We start from the raw sequence: 23,698 nt of genomic DNA, 5'->3' as shown, positions 1-23,698 counted from the left end.
TGAAGAAAGTGCAAACAAAAAGAGAGTTCATGGTATTGCACAATACTGTCATGACCTGGCCGGTTCATTCAACAAGTTCTACAAATCAGAACAGGTCATCGGGTCTGATGATGAGGATACCAGGCTGATTTTGGTTGACAGAGCCAAGACAACCATTAAAAACGCTTTAGATATTTTAGGTGTTTCAGCACCTGAAAAAATGTAGATGAGTGTTAACTCATCTCAAATTTCTTTTTTTTTAAAATAATTAATCTACAAAACAGATATAATCTTCTTTTCTAGGCAAAGGCTCCGGCGCTTCCATGTCAGGATAGCCCAATACGACATGACCGATTCCTTCATATGTTTCAGGAATTCCCCATTCTTTTAGAAGTTCTTTTCCCTTTTCGCTTTGGAATTCGTCATAGGCCCTGTGAATCCAGCATGACCCGACGCCTACAGCATGTGCAGCATTTACAAGCACCGCCAATACGCTTGAACCGTCTTCTTTCCATGTTGGGATTTCACCATCAGCCAGAACAATCAGCAATGTTTTTGCACCGTAGAAAGGATCCATGTCATCCGGAACGTCTACAGGAAAGAAACTTCTGTTCCATGCTGACAATTCCTTGATTGTTTCCGGATTCTGTATTACAACGATTTTCGGTGACTGAAGGCCTCTTGCGGTTGGAGCGTATGTTCCAGCTTCAAGAATTGTTTGTAATTCTTCGTCAGTGATTTGCTCGTCCTTGAATTTTCTGATGCTTCTTCTTGTCTTTAGGTTTTCGATAGTTTCGTTCATATTAAGTCCTCACTAATCTTTTTAAGTATTTTTAAAAAATCATTATATTCCTCTTCTGTTAAATTGAGCTGTTCGTCCCATTTCTCATCGTAGTCCATTATTTTTAATGCGGTCTTTTCACCTTTTGATGTTACCTCGATTATTTTTTTCCTTTTATCTTTAATCCTTTTGATGAATCCCTTATCCTCCAGCTTTTTGAGGTTTCTGGTAATTGTGCTTTCGTTTAGGTGGAATGCTTCAGCCAGTTCCTCCTGGCTTATGCCCCTGTTTCTGTAAATCTTGATTAATAGTGGATGAAGACCAAAGCTTAGGTCGTCTTCCTTCACGATTTCATTGATGTATTTTGCATGCTCACGGTAGATTATGGATATGAAAGGGGCAGTGGGCATATCCTTATCAAACAGCATTGTCTCTACTCCTTATCAGTTTGTTTATATACAGCTCAATGCATGCATAACAGATTAGGGATCCTATTCCTCCTCCAAGAAGCATTCCGTAATATATTCCTGTTTCTCCCATATTGAATGTGAAACCTAGAATATATGCGAATATCAGCACCAATATGAATTCCCTGAATGTTGTCAGGAAAAAGGATATTGTTCCCTTACCGACTCCCTGGAAAACGTTACCCGCACTTGCTCCGAATGGAACATATAGGATAAACAGGCACATTATCTGAAGGAAGCTTGCTATTCTGGGCGCCAAATCTGCACTGTTTTCTGAATATGAGAAGATAAATGCAATCTGATTTGAAAATACATATAGGATAATGCACACTATTATTGAAGCTATTAAAGCCACTTTAACGGCATATCTTGCAGTCACCCTTAGGTTTTCATATTTTCTGGATCCGAATGCCACTCCTGCCACTGATATTGCCGCTGTTCCAACACCTATTGCCGGAAGCATTCCGATGTTGACTATTCTCCATCCTGCAGTATATACGGCCACCGCTACAGGTCCGGACACGATTGTAAGCATGTAGTTGACAAAGATTGTTAAGACTGACAGCACCAGCTGCTCCAGACTTGCCGGAATACCTACAACCAATATGTCCTTGTACATGTTAAGGTCATTGTGGAAGTCTTTTCTGTTGTATGAGAGGTATGTGTCCTTTTTGACGAATATCCAGTAAAACATCACAAGCAGGCTTATGAATGGTCCAAGGGCTGTGGCCCATGCCGCTCCTGCAATTCCCATATTGAATGTGTAGATGAAGATAGGGTCCAGAATCATGTTTATTATAGCAGCTAATGCTATTGGAACTGTTGCCCTTTTGATGTCCCCTTCTGCCCTGAATGCCCCTCCGACAATCGGCGGCATCAGAAGTCCAAATGTCCATGCGAAGATGATCAGTCCATATTCCATTGCATAGTCTATAACAGATGCTGCCCCCATTGAAATCAGCAACGGCTTAAGAAAGGCTATGAAAATTATTGTAATGATAATTGATACGACTACACTTAAAATCAGATTGTGTATTGCGGCATTGTTTGCCGAATGCTTGTCTTCAGCTCCGATGTATCTTGAAATAAGTGAGTTACCACCGGCTCCAAGGCCGTTTCCAAATCCTACCATTATCATGAATAATGGTGTAATATATCCAAGTGCAGCCAGCGGTTCTGCACCAAGTCCGGCTACCCAAATGCTGTCGATGATGTTGTTTGCAAATATCAGAAACATACTAGCTATAATGGGCAATGATAATTTGTTTATCGCCTTTTTAGGATCTCCTGTTATCATTTCAATGTTTTCATTCTTTTCCATAATATACCTCTCTTGCATATGCAATTATACTCTTGTATATGCAAGTGTTGGTATTTAAAGGTATTGGAAAGAAAAATAATTTTCAAAAAAATAAGGAAATAAGTATTAAAAAAATACTTATTCAAAGTTTATTGTAAGTTACCGTCTTCGTCAATCATGTCTGGATCGTTGGCCCTTTGTCTAAGCTCATATATGCTTGCTCCAGGGTCTTGACCACCGATGACATTACCGTTTGAATCATAGTATACGTTCAATTCAGCGTCGTAATATGCTTCGGATGGTGATCCTGAACTTTCTGCTTGACCTGAAGAGGAACCATTATTATTGTTGTACATTACGGTATTTGCAGTTGAATTTCCAGAAACTGTTTCTTCAGCGTCTGAAGTACCGTCTTCAATAGTTATACTTTGTTTTGCAGTACATGGATTGTATTTTTGGTTTCCAGCGAAATTAACGGTTACAGTATAACTTCCTGCGTCTTCACCGTTTATGGTAAGGAATCCTTTACCGTTTTGATCTGTGTTGATTGTATAATTTTGGACGTTTCCGGAACCGTCATCATAAGAAATTGTAACAGTTTGGCCTGCGAGTACAGCTCCTTGCGCATCTTTAAGTTCAAATTGTACTTGGTCTCCATTTTTTAAGGTTGTTTGGCTTAAAAAATTGATTTGAGTGCTGATTTTACCATCGGATGTGTGTGGTTGGGAGAATACAAAGACACCAACAACTGCGATGATGATAACAATCAATATTGCAATAATTATATTTTTGTTCATTTTAATCACCGATTGTATAATATCAATTAAGGACTTTTTTTTATTTGCTTATAAGTTTAATGTCCAATTTTAAGGTTTGCATTTAAATATATATAAAGTTTATCGAATGCAAGTGCACGCTTTCTAAAAAAATATCCTTACATTACCGATTGATTTTTAACTAATTTTAAAATAATTTAAATATTTTTAGTAATATACCTTATATCAAGGAGAATTTTATCATGAAAGTTTTAGTTGTTGGAACCGGTGCCCGTGAGCATGCTATCGCTGACGCCCTTAAGGATGATGTGGAATTATATGTTTACATGAGTAAAGTCAACCCTGGAATGAGCAAGATTGCCGAGTTTAAGCAAGGCGATGAGGGGGAAGTGGAAAAGGTAGCCGAATATGCAGTTGAAAATGACATTGACATTGCATTCATCGGTCCTGAAGCTCCGCTTGGAAAAGGAATCGTGGATGAACTTCAGAAAAACGGAATTAAATGTGTCGGACCTACCCAAAGTGCGGCAAGAATCGAAACTGACAAGTCATTTATGAGAAAACTCTTTGAAGACTACAAAATTGAAGGGTCACTTGTCTACAAAGTCTTTGACAACTCAGATGATGTATCAGCATTTTTGGATGAGTTTGACCGTGACGTTGTTGTGAAACCTGTTGGACTGACAGGCGGTAAAGGAGTAAAAATTGTCGGTGACCATTTAAAGGACAATGAAGAGGCAAAAGAATACTCATGTGAAGTAATTGATAACGTAATGGGTGGATTTGCTCAGGTAATTATTGAAGAAAGATTAATCGGTGAGGAATTTACCATCCAGGCATTCTGTGACGGTGAAAATTTAGCTCCAATGCCTGCAGCTCAGGACCATCCTCATGCATTCGAAGGTGATGTCGGTGCAATCACCGGTGGAATGGGTTCATATTCTGATGTTGGAGGATTATTGCCGTTCTTAAGCCAGGAAGATTATGATAAGGCTGTTGATATCATGAAGGCAACTCTCAAAGCTATTGCTGAAGAGGCAGAACCATACAAAGGTATCCTGTATGGTCAGTTCATGCTTACCGCTGACGGACCTAAATTGATTGAATACAATGCAAGATTCGGAGATCCTGAAGCTATGAACGTATTGCCGCTTTTAAAAACTCCATTGGCTGATGTTTGTCAGGCTATTGTGGACGGAAATCTTGATGAAGTCGAATTTGAAGACAAGGCCAGCGTATGTAAATACATCGTGCCTGACGGATATCCTGAAACTCAATATGCGGGTGAACTGATTGAAGTGGATGAAGAAGCTATTGAAGATATGGGCGCTAAGGTATTTTATGCTGCAGTATCCGAAGAAGATGACGGAATTCACTTGTCAGGTTCAAGGGCATTGGGCATTGTAGCCAGTGGCGATTCCATTGAAGAGGCTGAAAAAATAGCTGAAAAGGCATGCGAGTTTGTTAAAGGTAATGTTTACCACAGAAGAGATGTCGGTACAACAGAACTTGTAAACAAGCGTGTCGAACATATGAAAGAAATTTTAAACTAAATTTCTTTTTTCTTTTTTTTATAGAAACATTTAATATATATTTCCTACAAATATCTTTTTTTATACTATTTAAAGGGGATTATAATGGATAGTTTATTATCAATAACAGACATCAAGGATGATGTTAAATACATTTTGGATTTGGCTGTTAAAATCAAAGCGGGTGAAATGGAAGAAAAGCCTCTTGAAGGCAAGACATTGGCCATGATTTTCCAGAAATCATCAACTAGAACCAGAGTTTCTTTTGATGTTGGAATGTATCAGTTAGGCGGAAGGGCAATCTTTCTGTCTTCAAATGACTTGCAGATGGGTAGAGGCGAACCGATTTCAGATACTGCTAAGGTTTTAAGCCGTTTCGTTGATGGAATAATGATAAGGGCTATCAAACATTCCGATGTAGTGGAACTGGCCGAACATTCCGACGTGCCGGTCATAAATGGATTAACCGATCTTGAACACCCCTGCCAGGCACTTGCTGATGTTTTGACAATCAAGGAACATTTGGGCGAGTGGGAAGGCAAGAAAATCTGTTTTGTCGGTGATGGAAATAACGTATCCAATTCCCTTTTATTGATTGCTCCCCTTTTGGGAATGGACATGTCTGTTGCTTGTCCGAAAGGATATGAACCGTGCGAAGATATTTTAAAGACCGCCCTTGAATATGCGGACGAAAACAATACTGAAATAACAATAACCGATGATATCGGCTTGGCGTTGCAGAATGTTGATGCTGTTTTCACCGATGTCTGGGTAAGCATGGGCGATGAGGCTGAAAAAGCCAAAAGGGAAATTGATTTTGCACCATTCCAAGTTAATTCCGATTTGATGAGTCTTGCTAATGATGGAGCTATTTTCATGCATTGTCTGCCTGCAATCAGAGGTCAGGAAGTATCTGCTGAGGTAATTGACGGACCTCAATCAGTGGTTTTTGATGAAGCGGAAAACAGGCTGCATGCTCAAAAGGCTGTTTTATATTATTATCTAAAAGATTAGAGACGGAATATTGTTCCTAAAATCCCGAATATGATAAAGACACCAACGATACATAAGCAGCAGCTCAACCAATTGTTATCGTCGCTTGAAGAGGTGCCTGTTGTTGTATTTTGCTCGTGTGTATTCACGGTATTTTCAATTATTTCCGTTTTTTTAACTTCCTCATTTTTTAATCTTTCACCACAGTTTCTGCAAAAAACTGCATTATCTGGATTTTCTTCACCGCATTTTCTACAAAACATTAAAAATCCACCCTATTATTATTTTTAAAAAGATTATAAGGCCTAAGCCTCCAATAAAACCTGTAATAAATCTTAAATTGTTTGTGCTTTCTCTTGGTCCAAAATATTGTGTCAGGCCGTCAATTGCCACCGGAACCATAAGAATCATTGAAATGAACAGCATTTCAAAATTATACGGATGCTTGTAAAAGAAGTTTAAAATCAGGTAAACGACCAGGCCAGTGTAAAAGCCGGTGCATCTTGCACAAACCGGAAACTGATGGCCTTTGATGAAGAAACTTCTCTCCGGAATCCTGTGACATAAATATTTTGTTAAGTTCATATTATCACACACAATTTGCTAACCTTAATATGATTTCAATAATTATATATATTTTTGTATTCATAAGTTATTGTATAATATATGAAAAAAGGTTTTTACAATGAGAGGCGGAGAAGCGATAATAGAATCCCTCAAAAATATGGGGGTCAAAACAATATTTGGTTATCCTGGCGGACAGACCATACCATTCTATGACATGTTATATGATGCAGACATGGATCATATACTGGTTAGACACGAACAGGCTGCTGCTCATGCGGCTGACGGTTATGCAAGGGCATCCGGTCGTGTGGGAGTGTGCTTGGCAACTTCCGGTCCTGGAGCAACCAATCTTGTAACTGGTATAGGAACAGCTTACATGGATTCTTCTCCAATTGTGGCAATTACAGGTCAAGTTCCTACTCATTTAATTGGAAATGATGCATTCCAAGAGGCAGACATTATTGGAATAACAATGCCTATAACTAAACATAGCTACCAACCTAAAGACCCGGATTTAATACCTTCAATGATTAAATCAAGTTTTGAAATTGCTTCAACTGGAAGGCCAGGGCCTGTTTTGATAGATGTTCCAAAAGAGGTTCAGGAAGGGGAATTGACAGAATTCAGGGATGATTTGATTCAGACACCTGGTTACAATCCGACCGTTAAAGGCAACATCAAGCAAATCAAGAAGGCTCGTGACTTGATTAAAGAGGCTAAAAAACCAATGATTTTGGCAGGTGCAGGTGTCATCATAGCCAATGCATGCTGTGAGTTAAAGAAATTGGCCAAAACCATTAACGCACCGGTCATGACTTCACTTCTAGGTAAAGGTGCTTTTGATGAAACTGACGATTTGGCATTGGGAATGCTTGGTATGCATGGAAGGAAAGTTTCAAACGATTACATTAACGAATCAGATTTACTTATTGCTATCGGTATAAGGTTTTCAGACAGAACAACCGGAAGGCTGGACAGTTTCGTACCTGACACCAAGGTTATCCACATTGACATTGACCCTGCTGAAATAGGCAAGAATGTGGATGTCGACTTGCCAATCGTTGGAGATGCCAAAAATGTTTTAAAATCATTAAATAAAGTATTGGATGGTTATAATCCATCAGATGATGTTAATAATTGGACAGATATGATTAAAGCCAAAAAGCAAGAATTGATGCCACGTGTAAGTTACGACGATGTTCCTTTAAAACCTCAGACTGTCATAAAGGAAATTGCAGAGGTTTTAACACCCGAATCAATATTGACAACTGATGTAGGTCAGAATCAGATGTGGGCAGCACATTTCTTTGACACTCAAAAACCGCGCAAATTCATCTCATCAGGAGGTCTTGGAACTATGGGATTCGGATTCCCGGCTGCTATTGGAGCTAAAGTGGCATGTCCAGATGATCCTGTTGTATCAATCAATGGTGACGGCGGATTCTTGATGGTCTGTCAGGAATTGGCTACCGTTCGTGAATATGACCTGCCGGTCATTGCGGTTGTTCTAGAAAACAGAACCTTGGGAATGGTATACCAATGGCAAAGCTTATTATATAACAACAGACATTCTCAAACATTATTGGGCAACAGTCCTGACTTTGTAAAGCTTGCGGAAAGTTTTGGAGTAAATGCAGTTAGAATTACAAAGCCTGGTGAGACTAAAGAAGCTCTATCAAGTGCAATGAAAGATAATGAACCTGTCTTATTAAATGTTGTAATAGACTCTGAGGAAGCCCTTCCTATGCTTCCGCCGGGAGCTGGAATTAATGAGATGATTGGTGAATATAAGCTTGAAAAGGATGTGATTTAAATGGAATCAAATTATCACGTTATATCAACACTTGTTGAAGATAAACCGGGGGTTTTACAGAAAGTAGCTGGAATGTTCAACAGGAGAGGATTCAACATTGACAGCATTACTGTCGGAAGCTCAGAAGTGGAAGGACAATCCCGCATGGTCATTTCAGTGCATGCGGATGAAAAGGGTTTGGAGCAAGTTACAAAGCAACTTAATAAATTGGTTGACGTTATCAAGATTAAAGATATCACTAAAACTGCCGTTAAAAGGGAATTATGCCTTGTTAAGGTAAGTGTCCCTAATGCTAAAGCAAGGGCAGAAATAATGCAATATTCAAATATCTTCAGGGCACATGTTCTGGATGTCACTGATCAAACATTAATGATTGAGCTGACAGGAGATAAGAAAAAGATTAATGCATTCATATCTTTAGTAGAGGGCTATGGAATAAAAAGAATAGCCCGTACTGGCCTTACAGCTATGTCAAGGGGAGTATAAGTTATGACTATATTAGAAGACGTATTAAAAGACAATAAGGAATTTGTGGAAAACTTTGAAGGCGAAGAAATGTCTCACCATGCTGCTAAAAAGTTAGCTATCCTAACCTGTATGGACTGCAGACTAATCGACTTTTTCGAACCGGCACTCGGTCTTAAAAGAGGAGATGCAAAAATCGTCAGAAATGCAGGAAACTCCATTGTAGGCGAAGATGCAATCAGATCAATCGGTGCAGCTTTATACAACCTTGGTGCTGAAGAAGTGATGGTTGTAGGCCACACAGAATGTGGTATGGCCGGTGCTGATGCTGAAGCTTTAAAGGAAAAAATGATTGCAAGAGGCATTGCCGAAGAGGACATTGCAAAATATGACCTTGCAGAATGGATTGGCGGATTCGAATCAGAAGAGCAGAACGTCAAGGACGTTGTTGAAAAGATTAAAAACCACCCATTGATACCTGATGTACCGGTACACGGTCTTATAATTGACATTGTCACAGGTGAGTTGAAAGTTTTAGTAGATGGTTACTGATTCCATCTATAATTTTTTTATTTTTTTTAAGTTACTTTTATTAATATTGAAAATCATAATTATTAAGTGATATTTTATTGGATATCTTTAATTTTTATTAACTAATTTAAGAGATGATTTTAAATGAAAATGTATTACGACGATGATGTAAATACAGATGCTCTTGAAGGTAAAACCATAGCAGTAATCGGTTATGGTTCACAAGGAAGAGCACAATCTAGAAACATGGCTGATAGTGGAGCTAACGTTATTGTAGGTTTAAGAGAAAACGGTAGTTCCTGGAACTTAGCAAAAGAAGATGGAATGACTGTAAAAACCATCGAAGATGCTGCAAAAGAAGCAGACATCATTCACATTTTGCTTCCTGATGAAATCCAGGAAAAAGTGTACAATAATCAGATTGCCGAATACGTTGAAGCTGGAAACACTATTTCATTCTCTCACGGTTACAACATCCACTTCGGATTAATCAAACCTGATGAAAGCGTAAACATTGTAATGTTTGCACCAAAAGGACCAGGATCCATGGTTAGAAGAACCTATGAAGAAGGATTCGGTATTCCTGGATTAGTTGCAGTCGAACAGGATGCAACCGGAGATGCTTTACAATTGGCATTAGGCATGGCTAAAGCTTGTGGATTAACCAAAGCTGGTGTATTGGAAACCACTTTCAAAGAAGAAACCGAAACCGACTTGTTCGGTGAACAAACCGTTTTATGCGGTGGACTTACTGAATTGATCAATGCAGGATTCACTACCTTGGTCGAAGCAGGTTACCAGCCTGAAATCGCTTACTTTGAAACCTGTCACGAAGTAAAACTCATTGTAGACTTAATCTATGAAAAAGGTTTTGCAGGAATGTGGCATGATGTAAGTAACACTGCTGAATACGGTGGATTGACCAAAGGTAAAGCTGTCATTACTGAAGAAGCAAAAGAAGGTATGAGAAAAACCTTAAAAGAAATCCAAGATGGTACCTTCAAAAAACAATGGGCCGATGAAAACGCTACAAACGGCGCTAACCTAAAAGAAATGAGAGCTGCTGAAAGTCAAATGGAAATCGAAATTGTCGGTGAAAGACTCAGAAAAGCTTGTGGATTACAAAAAGACGATTAAACACGTCTTTTTTCTTTTTTTATTTTTATTGTTTGATATTTTTAGTGTGGTAATAATGGTATTTATTGGAATGGACCATGGAACAACCGGAATCTCTTTTTGCATAATGTCCGATGAGGGTGATGTTGTCGATGTATTTAAAATCGGAAGAGAGGAAAGTAAAAAGGGTCTAGTTTCTGCCTCAGAAGAACTGAAAAAACGTGTTAATTTAGAAGATGTTAAATTAATGGCAATAACATATGCTATGGGCGATGGCATCAGCCAGATTTTACCAACAGATAAGGTCAAAGACCGTGGAATTTTATCAATCAGCGGTGCCGGCAAGGTCACCGGCGGCGGAACAAGTGTATTCGATGAGCTTGAAGAGCTGAACCTGCCGTCAATAATGATTCCCGGCCTTCATAAGGACTCAGAATCTCTTGATAAATTGTTCAGGGCAGCCTATTCTCACCAGGCAAGTCCGGAAAAGGTCAGCATATCCTACAATGCAGTCAAGGAAACTGGATGGAGCAATTTCATCGTTGCCGATATCTCCTCAAACAGTGTGGATATTCTAATCGAAGACGGCAAGATTAAAGGCGCAATCGATGCCTGTTTGGGAGCTATGGGCGTTGTTCATGGACCTCTTGATTTGGAAATGCTTCGTGACATCGATGAGAACGGGGCATCTGCAAACGGATGCTTTTCAAATGCTGGAGCCATTAAGATTGCTGGAATTAACGGGAAAGTTGCCGATATGAAAAATCAGCTTTTGGACAATTATCGCCAGGGTGACGAGAAGGCAAAACTTGCAATCGACACTTTGATAATGACCGTTGCAATGGAGATTGCAGGCCTTGATGTGGTATGCGAAAACGACATTGAGGGTGTTGTTCTGACAGGTTCTATCGGATCATCAACTGAACCCTTTGACTTTAAAAAAGAGATTGACAAATACTTTAAAGGCAAATATGACCTGAAAGTAATATCATTTGATTCTGGAGCTATTGGAGCTGCTCAAATAGCGATGGATGTCTTTAATGGTGAAAAAGAGATATTAGGTATTAAAGTTAATATCTAATCTTCTTTTAAGCTTATAAAAATTATATTTCCGCCTTTAAGTGTTTCAATACCATTTTCATTTTCTAAAACGAGATTCAAGTAATTGTCAATTGCTATTACTTTACCTTCGGTTTGATAATCTCCTCTTAAATCAACACTTACATATTTGTTTTTAAACTGAGTAAAAAGTTTGTTTACATTATCTTCGCTCATTGTTTCAAATCCTTGAATATTCTACTTTTACATTAGTCTTTCAACTTTAAATACTTTAATGTTTATATTATATAGTATGGCAATTAATCAATTAGAAAGCAATTTGGAAGCTATTACTCGTACAATAGCTCAACTTAAAAAGGACGGATGCACTGACGAAAAAATTTTAGGCGAACTTAGAGCCGAAAGAGAAAAGATACTTAAAGACTTAAACTTATAGGTATCTTATCTTAACCATTCTTTCAATAAACTCATATCACTTGTTAAATCTATTTTTAATGGTGTTATTGTAGTTTTTTGCATTTTTTTAAGTTCATAACCATCGCTTCCAGGCTCGTCAAACTCATATGGCTCACCGCCAATCCAGTAATATGGTTTGTCTCTCGGATCCAGACGTTTTTCAATGACTGGGGTATACATCCGTTTTCCAAGTTTGACGACTTCAAATTCCTCATCTGAAGGGTTTTCTGGAATATTAACATTTAATAAGTCAATTCCTTCAGGCAAACCTTTTTTTAAAACGATTTTGGTCAGCTTGTTAAGCATTTTCTGTGCAAATTCAAAATCGATTTCGACATGTCCGTTTTCAAACTTTATGTCGTCCCTTGAAACTTCCTTTGATATTGCAATGGTTGGAATTCCAAAACTGGCGGCCTCAATTGCGGCGCCTAAAGTTCCGGATGTTGTCAGTTCAGCCTGGCCAAGATTAAATCCGGTGTTTATTCCTGAAATCATGATGTCCGGTCTTTCATCCATTATTTCGAACAATGCTATTGTCACGGCATCTGTTGGTGTTCCTCCAACTCCATAGCCTATGCTTCCATCCTTAAGAATGTGTTCATTAACTCTTAGTGGTTCGTATAATGTTAGTGCATGGCCAATTCCGCTTTGTTGGGTTTCAGGAGCCACCACATAGGTTTGGCATAAATCTTCAACTGCCTTTTTAGTTGCAAGTATTCCTGAAGCGGTTATTCCATCGTCATTACTTATCAATGCTTTCATATACATTAATTAGCTGTCTATTTTTAAATAATTTTTGTTATATGGGAATTTCCATATTTTTTAAATTTCATTAAATCCATTAAAAAACAGTTGATAGCTATTATCTAAATTTGATGATGTTGATTTTATGAATGGACATAAATATTGTTTTTAATTGAAAATAAATAAATTTAAGCGAGTTTTTAAAATTGAGTAATATGGACTATAAAAAACTTTAATAACAATTTAATCCATAAAATATAATATTATTGTAAAAAAAATACATGCGGGTGGAAACTTGGAAAAACCACAATTAATTAATTTTATAGCGAAAGTAATGGAGGACTCAGGTTTTAAGGTTTATAAGAATTTTAAAACCTCGCAAAAGGTCATTGACATATATGCTATTCTGCCCACAACAATTGGGGACTTCGGGGTAGTTGTAGCATGTCTGAATTATGATAAGGAGTTTCAGGTCGGCGTTGATGTATTGAGGGAAATGGAAGAGGTGCAGGCAAGCCTTAAGGCCTCTAAAGTTACTATTGTGACCTCATCATATTTCTCCGATCAGGCTAAGAACTATGCAATCAGAAAGAACATCAAATTGGTAGACAGAAACAATCTGCTTGAACTGGCTAAGAAATATCAGGACAGGACCAATCAGACAACACTTGACAATACTTCTTACGATGGCGGAGCATCTGCCTATATTGAGGAAGAATATCCAGAATACAATTATGATGCTTCAGACATGGAATATATCATGCAGAGAAGGGATGCTCATCCTCATGTCTATAAGAACACCTTGTATAGGCAGGTCGATGAACCGCATGTTAGAGGATTCTCTTCACTCTTAAACAGGGGTCGCCGTCAAAGAAGCACCGGCAGTTTAAGTCCTTATTCCTCTCAAACCAATCTGTATAATTATGATACAAGAGCGAGCTCTTATGCGGCAGCTTCTTCTGGACTGGTTCCATTAATATTAAGAATCATAAGCAATCCTATCGGTCTGATTCTTACAGTAGTGGTTGTTTCCTATTTGCTGTCATTTATTGCAGGTCATTTGCTTAAGATGGATTCCGGTGTAACCGGTCTAATAGAAATGTTTGTTGCTCTTGCTTTGTCTTACGGATTGTCATTCTACACTGATAGAAATGCTGATTTTATTGTAAAAGGAACATTCATATTCTTCATTTCATTGATTATATTGATAATCTTAATCTTTGTCTAGATTTGGATTGTGGTTTTTGGTGATGGGATTTAAATCTCATCGCTGCCTGTATTTTTTTTAAACAACACCAGTATAATGTAAATCAACCCGATCAGATATAAAAACCAAATCATTATATCTGTTGGACCTGTTTCTATCCAGATTATTGTATGTGTCAGGATAAATGCATAGATTCCAATGCCCACACCATTTTTTATCTTATGGACCAATCCCAGAAACGCTCCCATAAATAGCATCTGTATTGTCAGACCTATATATCCGAAATCAAGCATTACCGGACCGAAAAGTGTTGATGTCAGGCACACGTTGTAGTGCAGGACATATTCGCCGATAAATGTTCTAGGGCTTCCTGATGAGAATATCATCGCCAATATCTTGCCGTGTGTTGTGCCTGCAAGAGGGATGATTCTTTCAAAGACTTCTAATGTAAAGGCCGCACGATAAAATATGAGTTCCATCGGGTTCAATGTCCAGTGCTGGCCTGCAATTGACTGGGAAGCGATGTAGCCGACAGCCATTAGGCCGACAACAATTATGGCTATGAACACTATGCCGAATTTTCTTGAAATCTTATCCAGATAGTATAATGTGATAAATGAACTTCCCAAAATTCCCAGGACTGAAGTTCTATAGCCGTTAAGGCCAAAGATCAATGCTCCTAAAATTATTAGAATTAGATATTTCCTGCTGTAGTATTTGGCAAGCAGAAAGTTAAGGGTTATTAAAAACAATGGATATGCAACTCTCCAAAGGTTTGTAGTTGCATTTGCTTTTAGAGTTGAGTTAAAAAGCGGAATTCCGCCTAAAAACACTAGATTTAGGCTTTGCAGGATTAAAGCTATAATTGCCAGTGTCAAAAGCAGCTTTTCACTTAAATAGTTGGTTTTTCTTATTTTGACGTTTGCCTTGTATTTAACGGCCAGATAACCGACTGCAAAAACGATGCATGCAAATATGATTGTCAAAATCACTTCTGCATCAAGAGGGTCTTCAAATCTGTAGTTGAATGATCCGATATAGCCCATTGCGAGAAATGCAAGAATCGCAACTACTACAATCAGCGGGTTAAAGAAATCATATCTTTTCATATTATTCTCCTAATTCTTTAGCTGAAATGCATAGATTGCCTGCAAAGTTAGGCATTGCAGCAACATGCGTGTGAACATAGCTTGCAAGGGTGTTTTTTTCCATAAAGCCATCCTGCAGGTCGTATGAACCTTTTCCTCTGGTAATTTTAAAAGCCAGTGGATGTTTCAGTTTATCCACAATTACTTTTGAATAATGGAATTCATGGCCATGGAACACTTCGCCCTTCTTGGAGATGATGTTGTCCTCCTGCACTTCGGCTATTGTGTATTTTAAAGCTTGAACACGGTCTGTCAGAACCGCCTTGTACGGGTAGATGTCAACCACCTTATCGTCATGTATTGAGTTCATGAGATACATCAGCCCTCCGCATTCGGCAAAAATGGGCCTTGACTCATTGTGGAACTGTTTGATGTCCTTAAGCATTTGTGAGTTTTGGGATAACTCTTTTGAGAAGAGTTCAGGATATCCTCCACCAATGTATACTCCGTCAACATCAGGCAGGCTTTCGTCGTTCAACGGTGAGAAATACTCTATTTTTGCATTGTTGGCTTCCAGGGATTCGATGTTTTCCTTATAGTAGAAATTGAACACCTCATCATAGGCAACCCCAATCTTCACTGGCTGTTTGTTTAGCTTGTTCCAAATCGGAATGGTTTCGGAAGTGATTTTTGGTGCTGATTTGGCGATTTCCACCAGTCTGTCAAGGTCAATTGATTCCTTAATGGTTTTTGACCAGATGTCAATGAACTTGATTGAGGTTTCCCTTTCACGTGCAGGAACAAGGCCCAGATGCCTCTGTTCAATTGAAATACTGTCGTCACGGATGATTCCGCCGATTACTTCGGTTTTGGTTATCTCTTCAATTGACCTTTTGGTCTTTTCATAATGCGCCTTGTTCTTGACCTTGTTCAGGATGACTCCTGCAATGTTGATTTCAGGATCCAAAGCCTTAAATCCAAGAACTAGTGCTGCAGCACTTTTGACAAGGCTTCTTGAGTTGATGATTAGAATTACCGGTGCGTCTAAAGCTTTTGCAATGCTTGAAGTGCTTCCGATATCATTGATTGAATCTATTCCTTCATATAATCCTCTGACTCCCTCAATGACTGCGATGTCCTTGCCTTCCATTCCCTTTAAAAATGAGTCTCTAATCTGGCCTTCCTTCATGAAAAATGAATCCAGGTTTCTTGAAGTGTTCCCTGTAGCCAGTGTGTGGTAGGAAGGGTCGATATAATCGGGACCCGCCTTAAAAGGTTGCACATTGTACTTTTCACTTAAGGCTTTCATTATTCCGGTTGCAATTGTGGTTTTTCCAACTGCACTTCCGGTGCCTGCTAGAATTATTCTCATAATAATATATTATCTAGTTTTAAATATATTTTTAGTGTTTGGTCTTAATTGAATTTTCACGGTTTGTTTATTTTAGGAGAGATATTTCCCTCTTTAATATAAATTATAAACAGTTAGTTATTTTTACTAATATTCTTTTTAAATGTGTTTAATTTTTTATAATTTTTTTAATTATTTTTTAAAATATTACTTTTTTTTTTAGATAAGACAATATTGTTTTTTAAAAAAATTAAAAATTATATAGAATAGTTTATATATTATACACATCATATATATAACACGATTAATCTAAAATTTTTTGTTTAGATTAAATCGAAAAATGAGGTTGCGTAAATGAAGAAATCGAAAATTTCAATATTATTTCTATTTTTAGTAATGATATTAGCAATTTCTGCTGTTTCTGCAGCAGATACTAATGATACTTCAGATTCAGCCGTACAGGCTGTAGATGAAGCTCCTATTGAAGAGGTGGCTTCAGAAGACGTTGACGCAGTTGCGGCAACGGACAATACAGATGTATTGGCTGCTGATGGAGACGGAAATTTCACCGAGCTTCAAAACTCAATCGACTCAAGTGGAACAGTCATAATGTCAAAGGACTACACTCGTGTTGAAGGGGAAAGCACTCTATCAATTACAAAGGATGTTACCCTACTCGGTAATAATCAAAAGATTGATGGAAACAACTTAGGTGGAATATTTAATGTTAATTCAGGTTGCACTTTAACATTGATGGGTGTAACATTGATAAATGGTAATGCTGAAAATGGTGGAGCTATTTACAACAACGGAGGAACATTAACCATTGTTAATTCAAATTTCTTAAACAACACCGCAACTAAAAGCGGTGGTGCAATATATAATGATGGCGGGTCCATGACTGTAACTGGTTCTACCTTTGATGGAAATGATTTAACCGACCGTAGCGTAAACGGTTATGGCGGAGCTGCAATTTATACAAAAAATGGTGATGTCCTCATATCCACTTCTACAATATCAAATAACCTAAAAGACATTGTACACCGTGGAGGAACAGGTGCATACACTGGAGACTTAAGCAATGCAGCAGTATCAAATAGAAATGGTGCTTTAACTGTAACCGATTCCATATTTGAAAACAACAGTGGATCATACGGTGGTGCAATATTAAGTGATGGTGATGCTTCCAATTTAATTGTTTCAGGTTCTACTTTTAATAATAACTTTGCATTCAATGGTGGAGCTATTTACTGCCCTGATGGAAATTATTATATATCAGAATCTAATTTCACCGGAAACAAAGTTAGGGGTACTGGTAGTTCAAATTCAAATTATGCTCATGGTGGAGCAATTGCAGCTACAGAGTCCGATGAATGCATAATTTCTGACTGTATATTTAAAGATAACAGTGCAGCTATGGGAGGTGCAATTTCAACCACAAATACCCAAGTAGTTGGATGTACTTTCATTAACAACACTGCTAATTCAGCGTATTCCGAAACATTTAATGGTAAAACCAATAACCGTGGAGGAATGGGTGGAGCAACATACAGTGATTCAATTATGACCATTACAGGTTCTACATTTGTAAATAATACTTCACGTAGCGATGCAGTATATATTAGGCAAGGTTCTATTACTGATTCATCATTCACTAATACTATTATTGCTCCTAATAGGGGACCTTTAACCATTTCTAATAACACTTATGATAATGCAGGTGCAGATATTATAGGTGGAAACAGCCCTTCAGTTTACTTTGATGGTGTTGGAGACGTTCCATATGTTTCATATGCTAAAGTTTATTATGATGCTACTAGTTTTGCTGATTTACAAGCTATGATTGATAGTGGAACTACAGCAAGCATCTACCTAACTGGTGATGTTACTAAACTAGATTCAGAATATGAAACCTTTGCAAATGGTATTTATATAAACAGATCAGTTTCAATTTATGGAGAAGGCCACACTATTTTAACTATAAATAATGCTGAAATTGCCGGTGACGGCACAGCTGCTATAACCAATGACGGTACAGTATCAGTAGGTTTGACTACTAATTTCACTAATGTTGGGGATTATGCTATTGAAAATAACGGTAGAGTTTCCCAATCCGGTCTCACTACTTTTACTCAATTGTCCAATCTTATTGCTTTAGTTAGTGGTGGAGAAGTTTATATTGGTTCATCTAAAATCACCAAAGCGGATGATGAAAAAGCAACATTTGCAGATGGTATTATTGTTGAAAAAGATTTAACAATCACTGGATATGCAAACAGTAAACGTGTAATTAGCACATATTTGGATGCAGATAATTCCGGCAGAATCTTTGCTGTAAATGATGGCGCCACATTAACACTAAACAAAATTATTTTAAAGAATGGTAACGCTGAAAAAGGTGGTGCAGTTTACGTAGAAGCTGCTAACAGTTTCATTGCTCAAACTGTAGACTTCATTAATAACACTGCTGTCTATCGTGGTGGAGCAATCTACTCAGAATGTTTTGTAAATGTTACAGACTGTGTATTTGACAGCAACGACATTACTTTCCGTACAGCAAATGATGACAACGGTGGAGCAGCAATATACAACTTAAGAGGCATTTTATTAATAAAAGATAGTAAAATAACCAATAACCTTAAAGACATCGTTATCCGTGATGGAAACAGCGGTGATTTACTTATTGGTGCTGTAGTTACCTCCGGTGAAACAATCATTGACAATGTATACTTTGCAAACAACACAGGATCTTGGGGCGGAGCAATATCATCTGTTGGATATTTAAACCCTGATGATTATGTTTTATCTGTTTTAAACTCTAAATTTGAAGGAAACAATGCTACTTTTGGTGGTGCAATCTTTGTTGAATCCTCAAACTTAGACGTTAGAAACTGTACCTTTGAAAACAACAGAGGTGTAGGTGTAGGAAGTTCAGGAACTTCTGACACTCAAGGTGGAGCAATTGTTATATTCCCAGGCGATTCTCATGCAGAAATCATTGATTCAACTTTCATTGGCAACTCTGCTAATCTTGGTGGAGCTGTAAGTTTCCCAGGAGTTGCTTCAGATACTTTCGTAGATAATTGTACTTTTGTTGATAACTCTGCTGTAAATGGTGGGGCAGTATACTTCTTCTCAGAAGAGGGTTCTTTATCCGTTTCAAATTCTGACTTCGTTGGAAATGATGCAAGTGCTTGGGGTGGAGCAATATGCGTTTCAGATAATGCTTCAATCACAATCACTGAATCCAACTTTGAAGAAAACACTGCGGCCGCTGCAACAATAGTTACTTTCGGTAGTTCCAGTCTAGCTATTGATGGATGTAACTTCACTGAAAATGCTAATACATATGACTGGGGTGTAGTAACTGTATACAGTACTGGCGATGCAAATATTGAAAACTCTGAATTCATTAATGATGTCACAGGTTCCATTGCTATTGATGTTGAGAATAATGCAAACGTAAATGTTGAAGATTCTAAAATTTCTACAACCAATAGATATGGTATATGGGCCGGTGATGGTAATTTAAGTCTAGAAAATAATGATATTTCTTCTGCATATGTTCCTGTAATAACTTCAGGTGGTACTGAAATTGTTTCAACTGTCAGAGCAAATATTTCAGAAAATAAAACTTATAATAGGCACTTAGGTGAAATCACAGTAACTATTAATTTAACTGATGATAGCGGCAATTTGGTTTATGATGCTAATCTCAAATTTGTAGTTTACAAAGATGGTGAAGTAGTATTCAATGAATCTGCCTCATTCGATGGTGAAAAATACACAGGCACTTTCACTCCTACAAAACCAGGTACCTATTTAGTAACTTTGGATTATCCTGCTCAAGAAGTTGCAACTGCAGTTTATGTAGTTTCCTCATCTTTAACAGACTTGAAAAATAAAATAGACAATGCTGAAACAATGCTTATAACTTTAGACATAGATTATGCATACATTGCCGAGTTTGATGAAGGTCTTGAAGATGGTATTGTAATTGATAAGAATATCATCATTGATGGTAACGGATCCACTATTAGTGGTGCAAATCTCGCTAGATTATTCAATGTCACTTCTGGTTACACTTTAGTTTTAGGCAATCTTACTGTTTGCGACGCTAAAGCTGATAAAGGTGCTGGCATTTATGTGAATGAAGGCGCTGGTTTACTCGCTGACAAAGTTAACTTTATTAATAACACCGCAGTTTATCGTGGTGGAGCAATCTACTCAGAAGGTACTGTAGTTGTTGCAAATTCCGTATTTGAAAGCAACGACATTACTTTCCGTACAGCAAATGATGACAACGGTGGAGCAGCAATTTACAACTTAAATGGTACTTTAGCTATTTATTCATCTAATATTACCAATAACCTTAAAGACATCGTTATCCGTGATGGAAACAAAGGAGATTTACTAGTTGGTGCTGTTGTAACTACAGGTAAAACTGATATTTATGATTCTTACTTTGCAAACAACACAGGATCTTGGGGTGGAGCAATATCCTCTCTTGGATACATGAACCCTGATGAAGATTATGTCTTAACCGTTAAAAACACTAAATTTGAAGGAAACAACGCTACTTTCGGTGGCGCAATCTTTGTAGAATCCTCAAACTTAGAAGTTGATAACTGTACCTTTGAAAACAACAAAGGAGTAGGTGTAGGAAGTTCAGGTACTTCTAACACTCAAGGTGGAGCAATTGTAGTATTCCCAGATGATGCTCAGGCAACAATCGTTGATTCAACTTTCATCAATAACTCTGCAAGATGTGGTGGAGCTGTAAGTTTCGCAGGTGTAGATTCAGACAGTTTAATTGATAACTGTACATTCATAGACAACATCGCTGATGACGGTGGAGCATTCTACTTCTGGTCAGATAGTGCAGTTATAACTGTAACCGATTCAGACTTCATTAACAATGTCGCTGACTACGGTGGTGCTATTGAAAATGAAGGCGGCTCTGATTTAATTGTTGATAACTGTAACTTCGTTGAAAATTATGCTATTTCTGGTGGTGGAGCAATCATTTCCTCTGCAAGTACAAGCGTTTCTAACTCTGTATTTGAAGATAATGAAGCTCCAGGTGGTTCTAATGCTATATATCTTTGGTACCCTGATACTACATTAACATTGTCCAATAATACAATCACTGGTGATGCAGTACAAATCTACACCCAACCGGGAGTTGAAATAATTAATCCATTGAATGCTACATTCTTAAATAATAAAACTATTCCTGCTGAACAAGGAAATATTTTCATCCTTAATGCTACATTAACAGACGATAAAGGCAATTTCATTTATGATGTTGATTTCAGATTCTCAGTTAATGGAGAAACTATTGATGACATATCCTTTGATAAAGATACTGGATTATACACCGTTGATTATTACATTGGAACCGCTGGCTCTAAAGTAATTTCAACAAATTATGAGGCAACTGGTTTAACCAAATACACTGGTGTCTTAGATGTTCCAACAGCAAACGTAACTGAATTCACAGTTTCAGTTGATGACATCGTTGAAGGCGAAAATGCTACTGTTGTTGTAACTTTAGCGGGCGTCAACGATGAAGGCCTAAACGCTAGCGTAACTGTAATCATAAACAATAAGGAATATACAATCAATGTTGTCAACGGTACTGGAAACAGAACCTTTGAAGATTTAGGTGCTGGTCAATATCCGGTCGTTGCAATGTTTGAAGACGTAAACGGCAATTATAACTCTGCAATTAACTCAACAGTATTCTATGTAAAATCAACTACTGTTTTAACCATTTCAGTAGATGCAGTTGTTGCAGTTGACGAATACCCAGGTGTAGTAACCGTTATTGTAACATCTAATGCCGACGGTGACTATAACATCACTGTGGGAGATGTGATAACTCCTGTCACCGTGGAAAATGGTGTGGCTTACGCTACTTTCACTAATGTTGCAGCAGGTAAACAAAATGCTACTGTAACATTTGCAGGTAATGACAACTACAATAAAACAACTGTAGACAAAGAATTTGAAATTTCAAAAGCGACTCCGGAATTCACAGTTGAAGTCTCTGAAACTACTTATCCTGATGCTGTTGAATTTACAGTAACCGGTACTGATGGTAGCTACACTATTAAAGTGGATGATGCTCATCAAACAGTTATTGAAGTTCAAGGCGGTTCAGGTACTGGTAGTATTTCAGGATTAGCTGCAGGAGCTTATAATGACGTTTCCGTAAACTATGCAGAAACTGATAATTACGCAGCTGCAGACAGCACCATTTCATTTGTGATTAACAAAGAAAGTTCCAGTGTCGTGATTGATCCTGTAACAGATACCATTGTTTATCCGGGCGCAGTGAATATTACTGTAACCGCTACAAATGGTGAAGCTACTGTAGTTGTTAAAGATGCTAATGACCAAACTGTTGATTATACTGTCGTTGACGGTAAAATTGTTTTAACTGGCTTGGCTGCTGGTACTTACAATGTCACTGCCACTATCGCTGATAGTGAAACTGTTGCCGGTTCCAGTGATTCTATCACATTCACTGTTGAAAAATCCGCAATTAATCCTACAGTCAATGTGCCTGAAAAAGTTGCTATTGATGAAAACTTCACCGTAACCGTTAGTGTTCCTGAAACTTATACTGGAAACGTTGTTGTTGAAATTAATGGTAATAGATATGATGTTAACCAAAACATTTCATTAGCTGAAGGCAGTTATGATGTTAAAGTAATATTCGACAGTGATGACAATTATAATGGTGTAATAGTTGAAAAAACCTTAGTTGTAACTAAGGATGTTGTTCCTCAGGATGCTGTATCAATTGATGTTCCTGAAAACACAACAACCCCTACATTCACTATTGATTTACCTAAAGACGCTACCGGTTACTTATTAGTGGATGTTGATGGAGAACAATACCATGCACCTATTGTAGACGGTTCTGCAAGTATCACTACTTTCCCATTATCTGGAGGTAACCACACTGCTGTTGTTACCTACACTGGTGATGAGAAATATGCAGGATTTGAAAAACCGGTAAATGTAACCATTGCAAGTAACATAACTGCTGATACTGCGTTAGATGTCCCTACATCCAGTGAATCCGATTCACCTACATTCAGTGTAAACTTGCCTAGTGATGCAACCGGTTACTTGACTGTTGAGGTTGATGGTAAAAAATACGCAGCAGTTGTCGAAAACGGAACTGCTAGTGTTACCGTGCCTGGCTTAAGTGACGGTAATCATAACGTTACTGTAAGTTACTCCGGTGATGGCAAATATCCATCATTATCCAAAGATGCGACAGTGAATGTTCACGTTCCTGTATATGGAATTACAGAAAACAAGAACGTTGCAGCTATTTACTCAGCTACTGCAAACTACAAAGTTCTCGTAACTAAAGACGGCAAAGCCGTTGGTGCTGGTGAAAGTGTAACTATCAAGTATAACGGTAAAACATACACCGTTAAAACTGACAGCAAA

21 protein-coding genes are annotated in these 23,698 nt (G+C 37.8%); 11 read left to right on the top strand and 10 right to left on the bottom strand.

Annotated features, from left to right (window positions below):
* A partial coding sequence (locus QZN27_RS04020; protein ID WP_296784033.1) for a DALR anticodon-binding domain-containing protein occupies positions 1-205 on the top strand: 205 nt, incomplete at its 5' end.
* A 42-nt stretch (positions 206-247) separates the two neighbouring features.
* Here QZN27_RS04020 and QZN27_RS04015 read toward each other — a convergent pair.
* From QZN27_RS04015 to QZN27_RS04000, 4 genes are all read right to left on the bottom strand, one after another.
* Complete coding sequence (locus QZN27_RS04015; protein ID WP_296784030.1) at positions 248-781, bottom strand: nitroreductase; 534 nt, start codon at positions 779-781, stop codon at positions 248-250.
* Positions 778-1,188 carry a MarR family winged helix-turn-helix transcriptional regulator gene (locus QZN27_RS04010; protein WP_296784027.1) on the bottom strand — a complete coding sequence of 137 codons (411 nt, stop codon included), beginning with the start codon at positions 1,186-1,188 and terminating at the stop codon, positions 778-780. The genes QZN27_RS04015 and QZN27_RS04010 overlap by 4 nt, the downstream gene beginning before the upstream one ends.
* The gene (locus QZN27_RS04005) at positions 1,178-2,548 is read right to left on the bottom strand and encodes an MATE family efflux transporter (protein ID WP_296784025.1); all 1,371 of its coding nucleotides are present in this window, start codon (positions 2,546-2,548) and stop codon (positions 1,178-1,180) included. Before QZN27_RS04005 ends, QZN27_RS04010 begins: the two co-directional genes overlap by 11 nt.
* Before the next feature lie 128 nt (positions 2,549-2,676).
* A complete protein-coding gene (locus QZN27_RS04000; RefSeq protein ID WP_296784022.1) occupies positions 2,677-3,324 on the bottom strand; it encodes an Ig-like domain-containing protein in 648 nt (215 codons plus the stop codon).
* 221 nt (positions 3,325-3,545) lie between these two features.
* Between QZN27_RS04000 and purD the strand changes: the two genes are divergently transcribed.
* Positions 3,546-4,856: a phosphoribosylamine--glycine ligase gene (gene purD / locus QZN27_RS03995; RefSeq protein ID WP_296784019.1), complete on the top strand. Its 1,311-nt coding sequence runs from the start codon at positions 3,546-3,548 to the stop codon at positions 4,854-4,856.
* Positions 4,857-4,940: 84 nt separating this feature from the next.
* Positions 4,941-5,849 (top strand): ornithine carbamoyltransferase, encoded by a 909-nt coding sequence (gene argF, locus QZN27_RS03990; protein WP_296784017.1) that lies wholly within the window; start codon positions 4,941-4,943, stop codon positions 5,847-5,849.
* Here argF and QZN27_RS03985 read toward each other — a convergent pair.
* Positions 5,846-6,091: a zinc-ribbon domain-containing protein gene (locus QZN27_RS03985; protein ID WP_296784015.1), complete on the bottom strand. Its 246-nt coding sequence runs from the start codon at positions 6,089-6,091 to the stop codon at positions 5,846-5,848. The genes argF and QZN27_RS03985 overlap by 4 nt on opposite strands.
* Positions 6,081-6,413: a DUF2085 domain-containing protein gene (locus tag QZN27_RS03980; RefSeq protein WP_296784013.1), complete on the bottom strand. Its 333-nt coding sequence runs from the start codon at positions 6,411-6,413 to the stop codon at positions 6,081-6,083. Before QZN27_RS03980 ends, QZN27_RS03985 begins: the two co-directional genes overlap by 11 nt.
* Before the next feature lie 100 nt (positions 6,414-6,513).
* Between QZN27_RS03980 and QZN27_RS03975 the strand changes: the two genes are divergently transcribed.
* The 5 genes from QZN27_RS03975 (at position 6,514) to QZN27_RS03955 (ending at position 11,401) form a co-directional block, all read left to right on the top strand.
* Positions 6,514-8,208, top strand: a complete 1,695-nt coding sequence (locus tag QZN27_RS03975) for an acetolactate synthase large subunit (RefSeq protein ID WP_296784010.1) — start codon at positions 6,514-6,516, stop codon at positions 8,206-8,208.
* Positions 8,209-8,694, top strand: a complete 486-nt coding sequence (gene ilvN, locus QZN27_RS03970; protein WP_296784007.1) for an acetolactate synthase small subunit — start codon at positions 8,209-8,211, stop codon at positions 8,692-8,694.
* Between the two features lie 3 nt (positions 8,695-8,697).
* Positions 8,698-9,225 carry a carbonic anhydrase gene (locus tag QZN27_RS03965; protein ID WP_296784004.1) on the top strand — a complete coding sequence of 176 codons (528 nt, stop codon included), beginning with the start codon at positions 8,698-8,700 and terminating at the stop codon, positions 9,223-9,225.
* 123 nt (positions 9,226-9,348) lie between these two features.
* Entirely contained in the window at positions 9,349-10,341 is a 993-nt protein-coding gene (gene ilvC, locus QZN27_RS03960; protein WP_296784001.1) for a ketol-acid reductoisomerase, read from the top strand.
* Between the two features lie 55 nt (positions 10,342-10,396).
* Entirely contained in the window at positions 10,397-11,401 is a 1,005-nt protein-coding gene (locus QZN27_RS03955) for a methanogenesis marker 12 protein (protein WP_296783998.1), read from the top strand.
* On the opposite strand, the gene QZN27_RS03950 is transcribed toward QZN27_RS03955, so the two are convergent.
* Entirely contained in the window at positions 11,398-11,595 is a 198-nt protein-coding gene (locus tag QZN27_RS03950; RefSeq protein ID WP_292600341.1) for an LSM domain-containing protein, read from the bottom strand. The genes QZN27_RS03955 and QZN27_RS03950 overlap by 4 nt on opposite strands.
* Before the next feature lie 76 nt (positions 11,596-11,671).
* Here QZN27_RS03950 and QZN27_RS03945 point away from each other — a divergent pair, with 76 nt between their 5' ends.
* A complete protein-coding gene (locus QZN27_RS03945; RefSeq protein ID WP_292600343.1) occupies positions 11,672-11,815 on the top strand; it encodes a hypothetical protein in 144 nt (47 codons plus the stop codon).
* Positions 11,816-11,820: 5 nt separating this feature from the next.
* On the opposite strand, the gene surE is transcribed toward QZN27_RS03945, so the two are convergent.
* Positions 11,821-12,597: a 5'/3'-nucleotidase SurE gene (gene surE / locus QZN27_RS03940; RefSeq protein ID WP_296783992.1), complete on the bottom strand. Its 777-nt coding sequence runs from the start codon at positions 12,595-12,597 to the stop codon at positions 11,821-11,823.
* 277 nt (positions 12,598-12,874) lie between these two features.
* Here surE and QZN27_RS03935 point away from each other — a divergent pair, with 277 nt between their 5' ends.
* Positions 12,875-13,807: a restriction endonuclease gene (locus QZN27_RS03935; protein WP_296783989.1), complete on the top strand. Its 933-nt coding sequence runs from the start codon at positions 12,875-12,877 to the stop codon at positions 13,805-13,807.
* 29 nt (positions 13,808-13,836) lie between these two features.
* Here the strand turns inward: QZN27_RS03935 and QZN27_RS03930 are convergent, their stop codons facing one another.
* Positions 13,837-14,895: an oligosaccharide repeat unit polymerase family protein gene (locus tag QZN27_RS03930; RefSeq protein ID WP_296783986.1), complete on the bottom strand. Its 1,059-nt coding sequence runs from the start codon at positions 14,893-14,895 to the stop codon at positions 13,837-13,839.
* 1 nt (position 14,896) lies between these two features.
* Positions 14,897-16,246 carry a Ni-sirohydrochlorin a,c-diamide synthase gene (gene cfbB / locus QZN27_RS03925; protein WP_296783984.1) on the bottom strand — a complete coding sequence of 450 codons (1,350 nt, stop codon included), beginning with the start codon at positions 16,244-16,246 and terminating at the stop codon, positions 14,897-14,899.
* Between the two features lie 333 nt (positions 16,247-16,579).
* On the opposite strand from cfbB, the gene QZN27_RS03920 reads away from it, so the two are divergent.
* Positions 16,580-23,698: right-handed parallel beta-helix repeat-containing protein (locus tag QZN27_RS03920; protein ID WP_296783981.1), on the top strand; the 7,119-nt coding region annotated here is incomplete at its 3' end.

The organism is uncultured Methanobrevibacter sp., from assembly GCF_900316895.1.
GTDB lineage: Archaea > Methanobacteriota > Methanobacteria > Methanobacteriales > Methanobacteriaceae > Methanocatella.
Note: the sequence above shows the minus strand (reverse complement) of the source record. Positions and strands in the feature narration are given on the sequence as shown.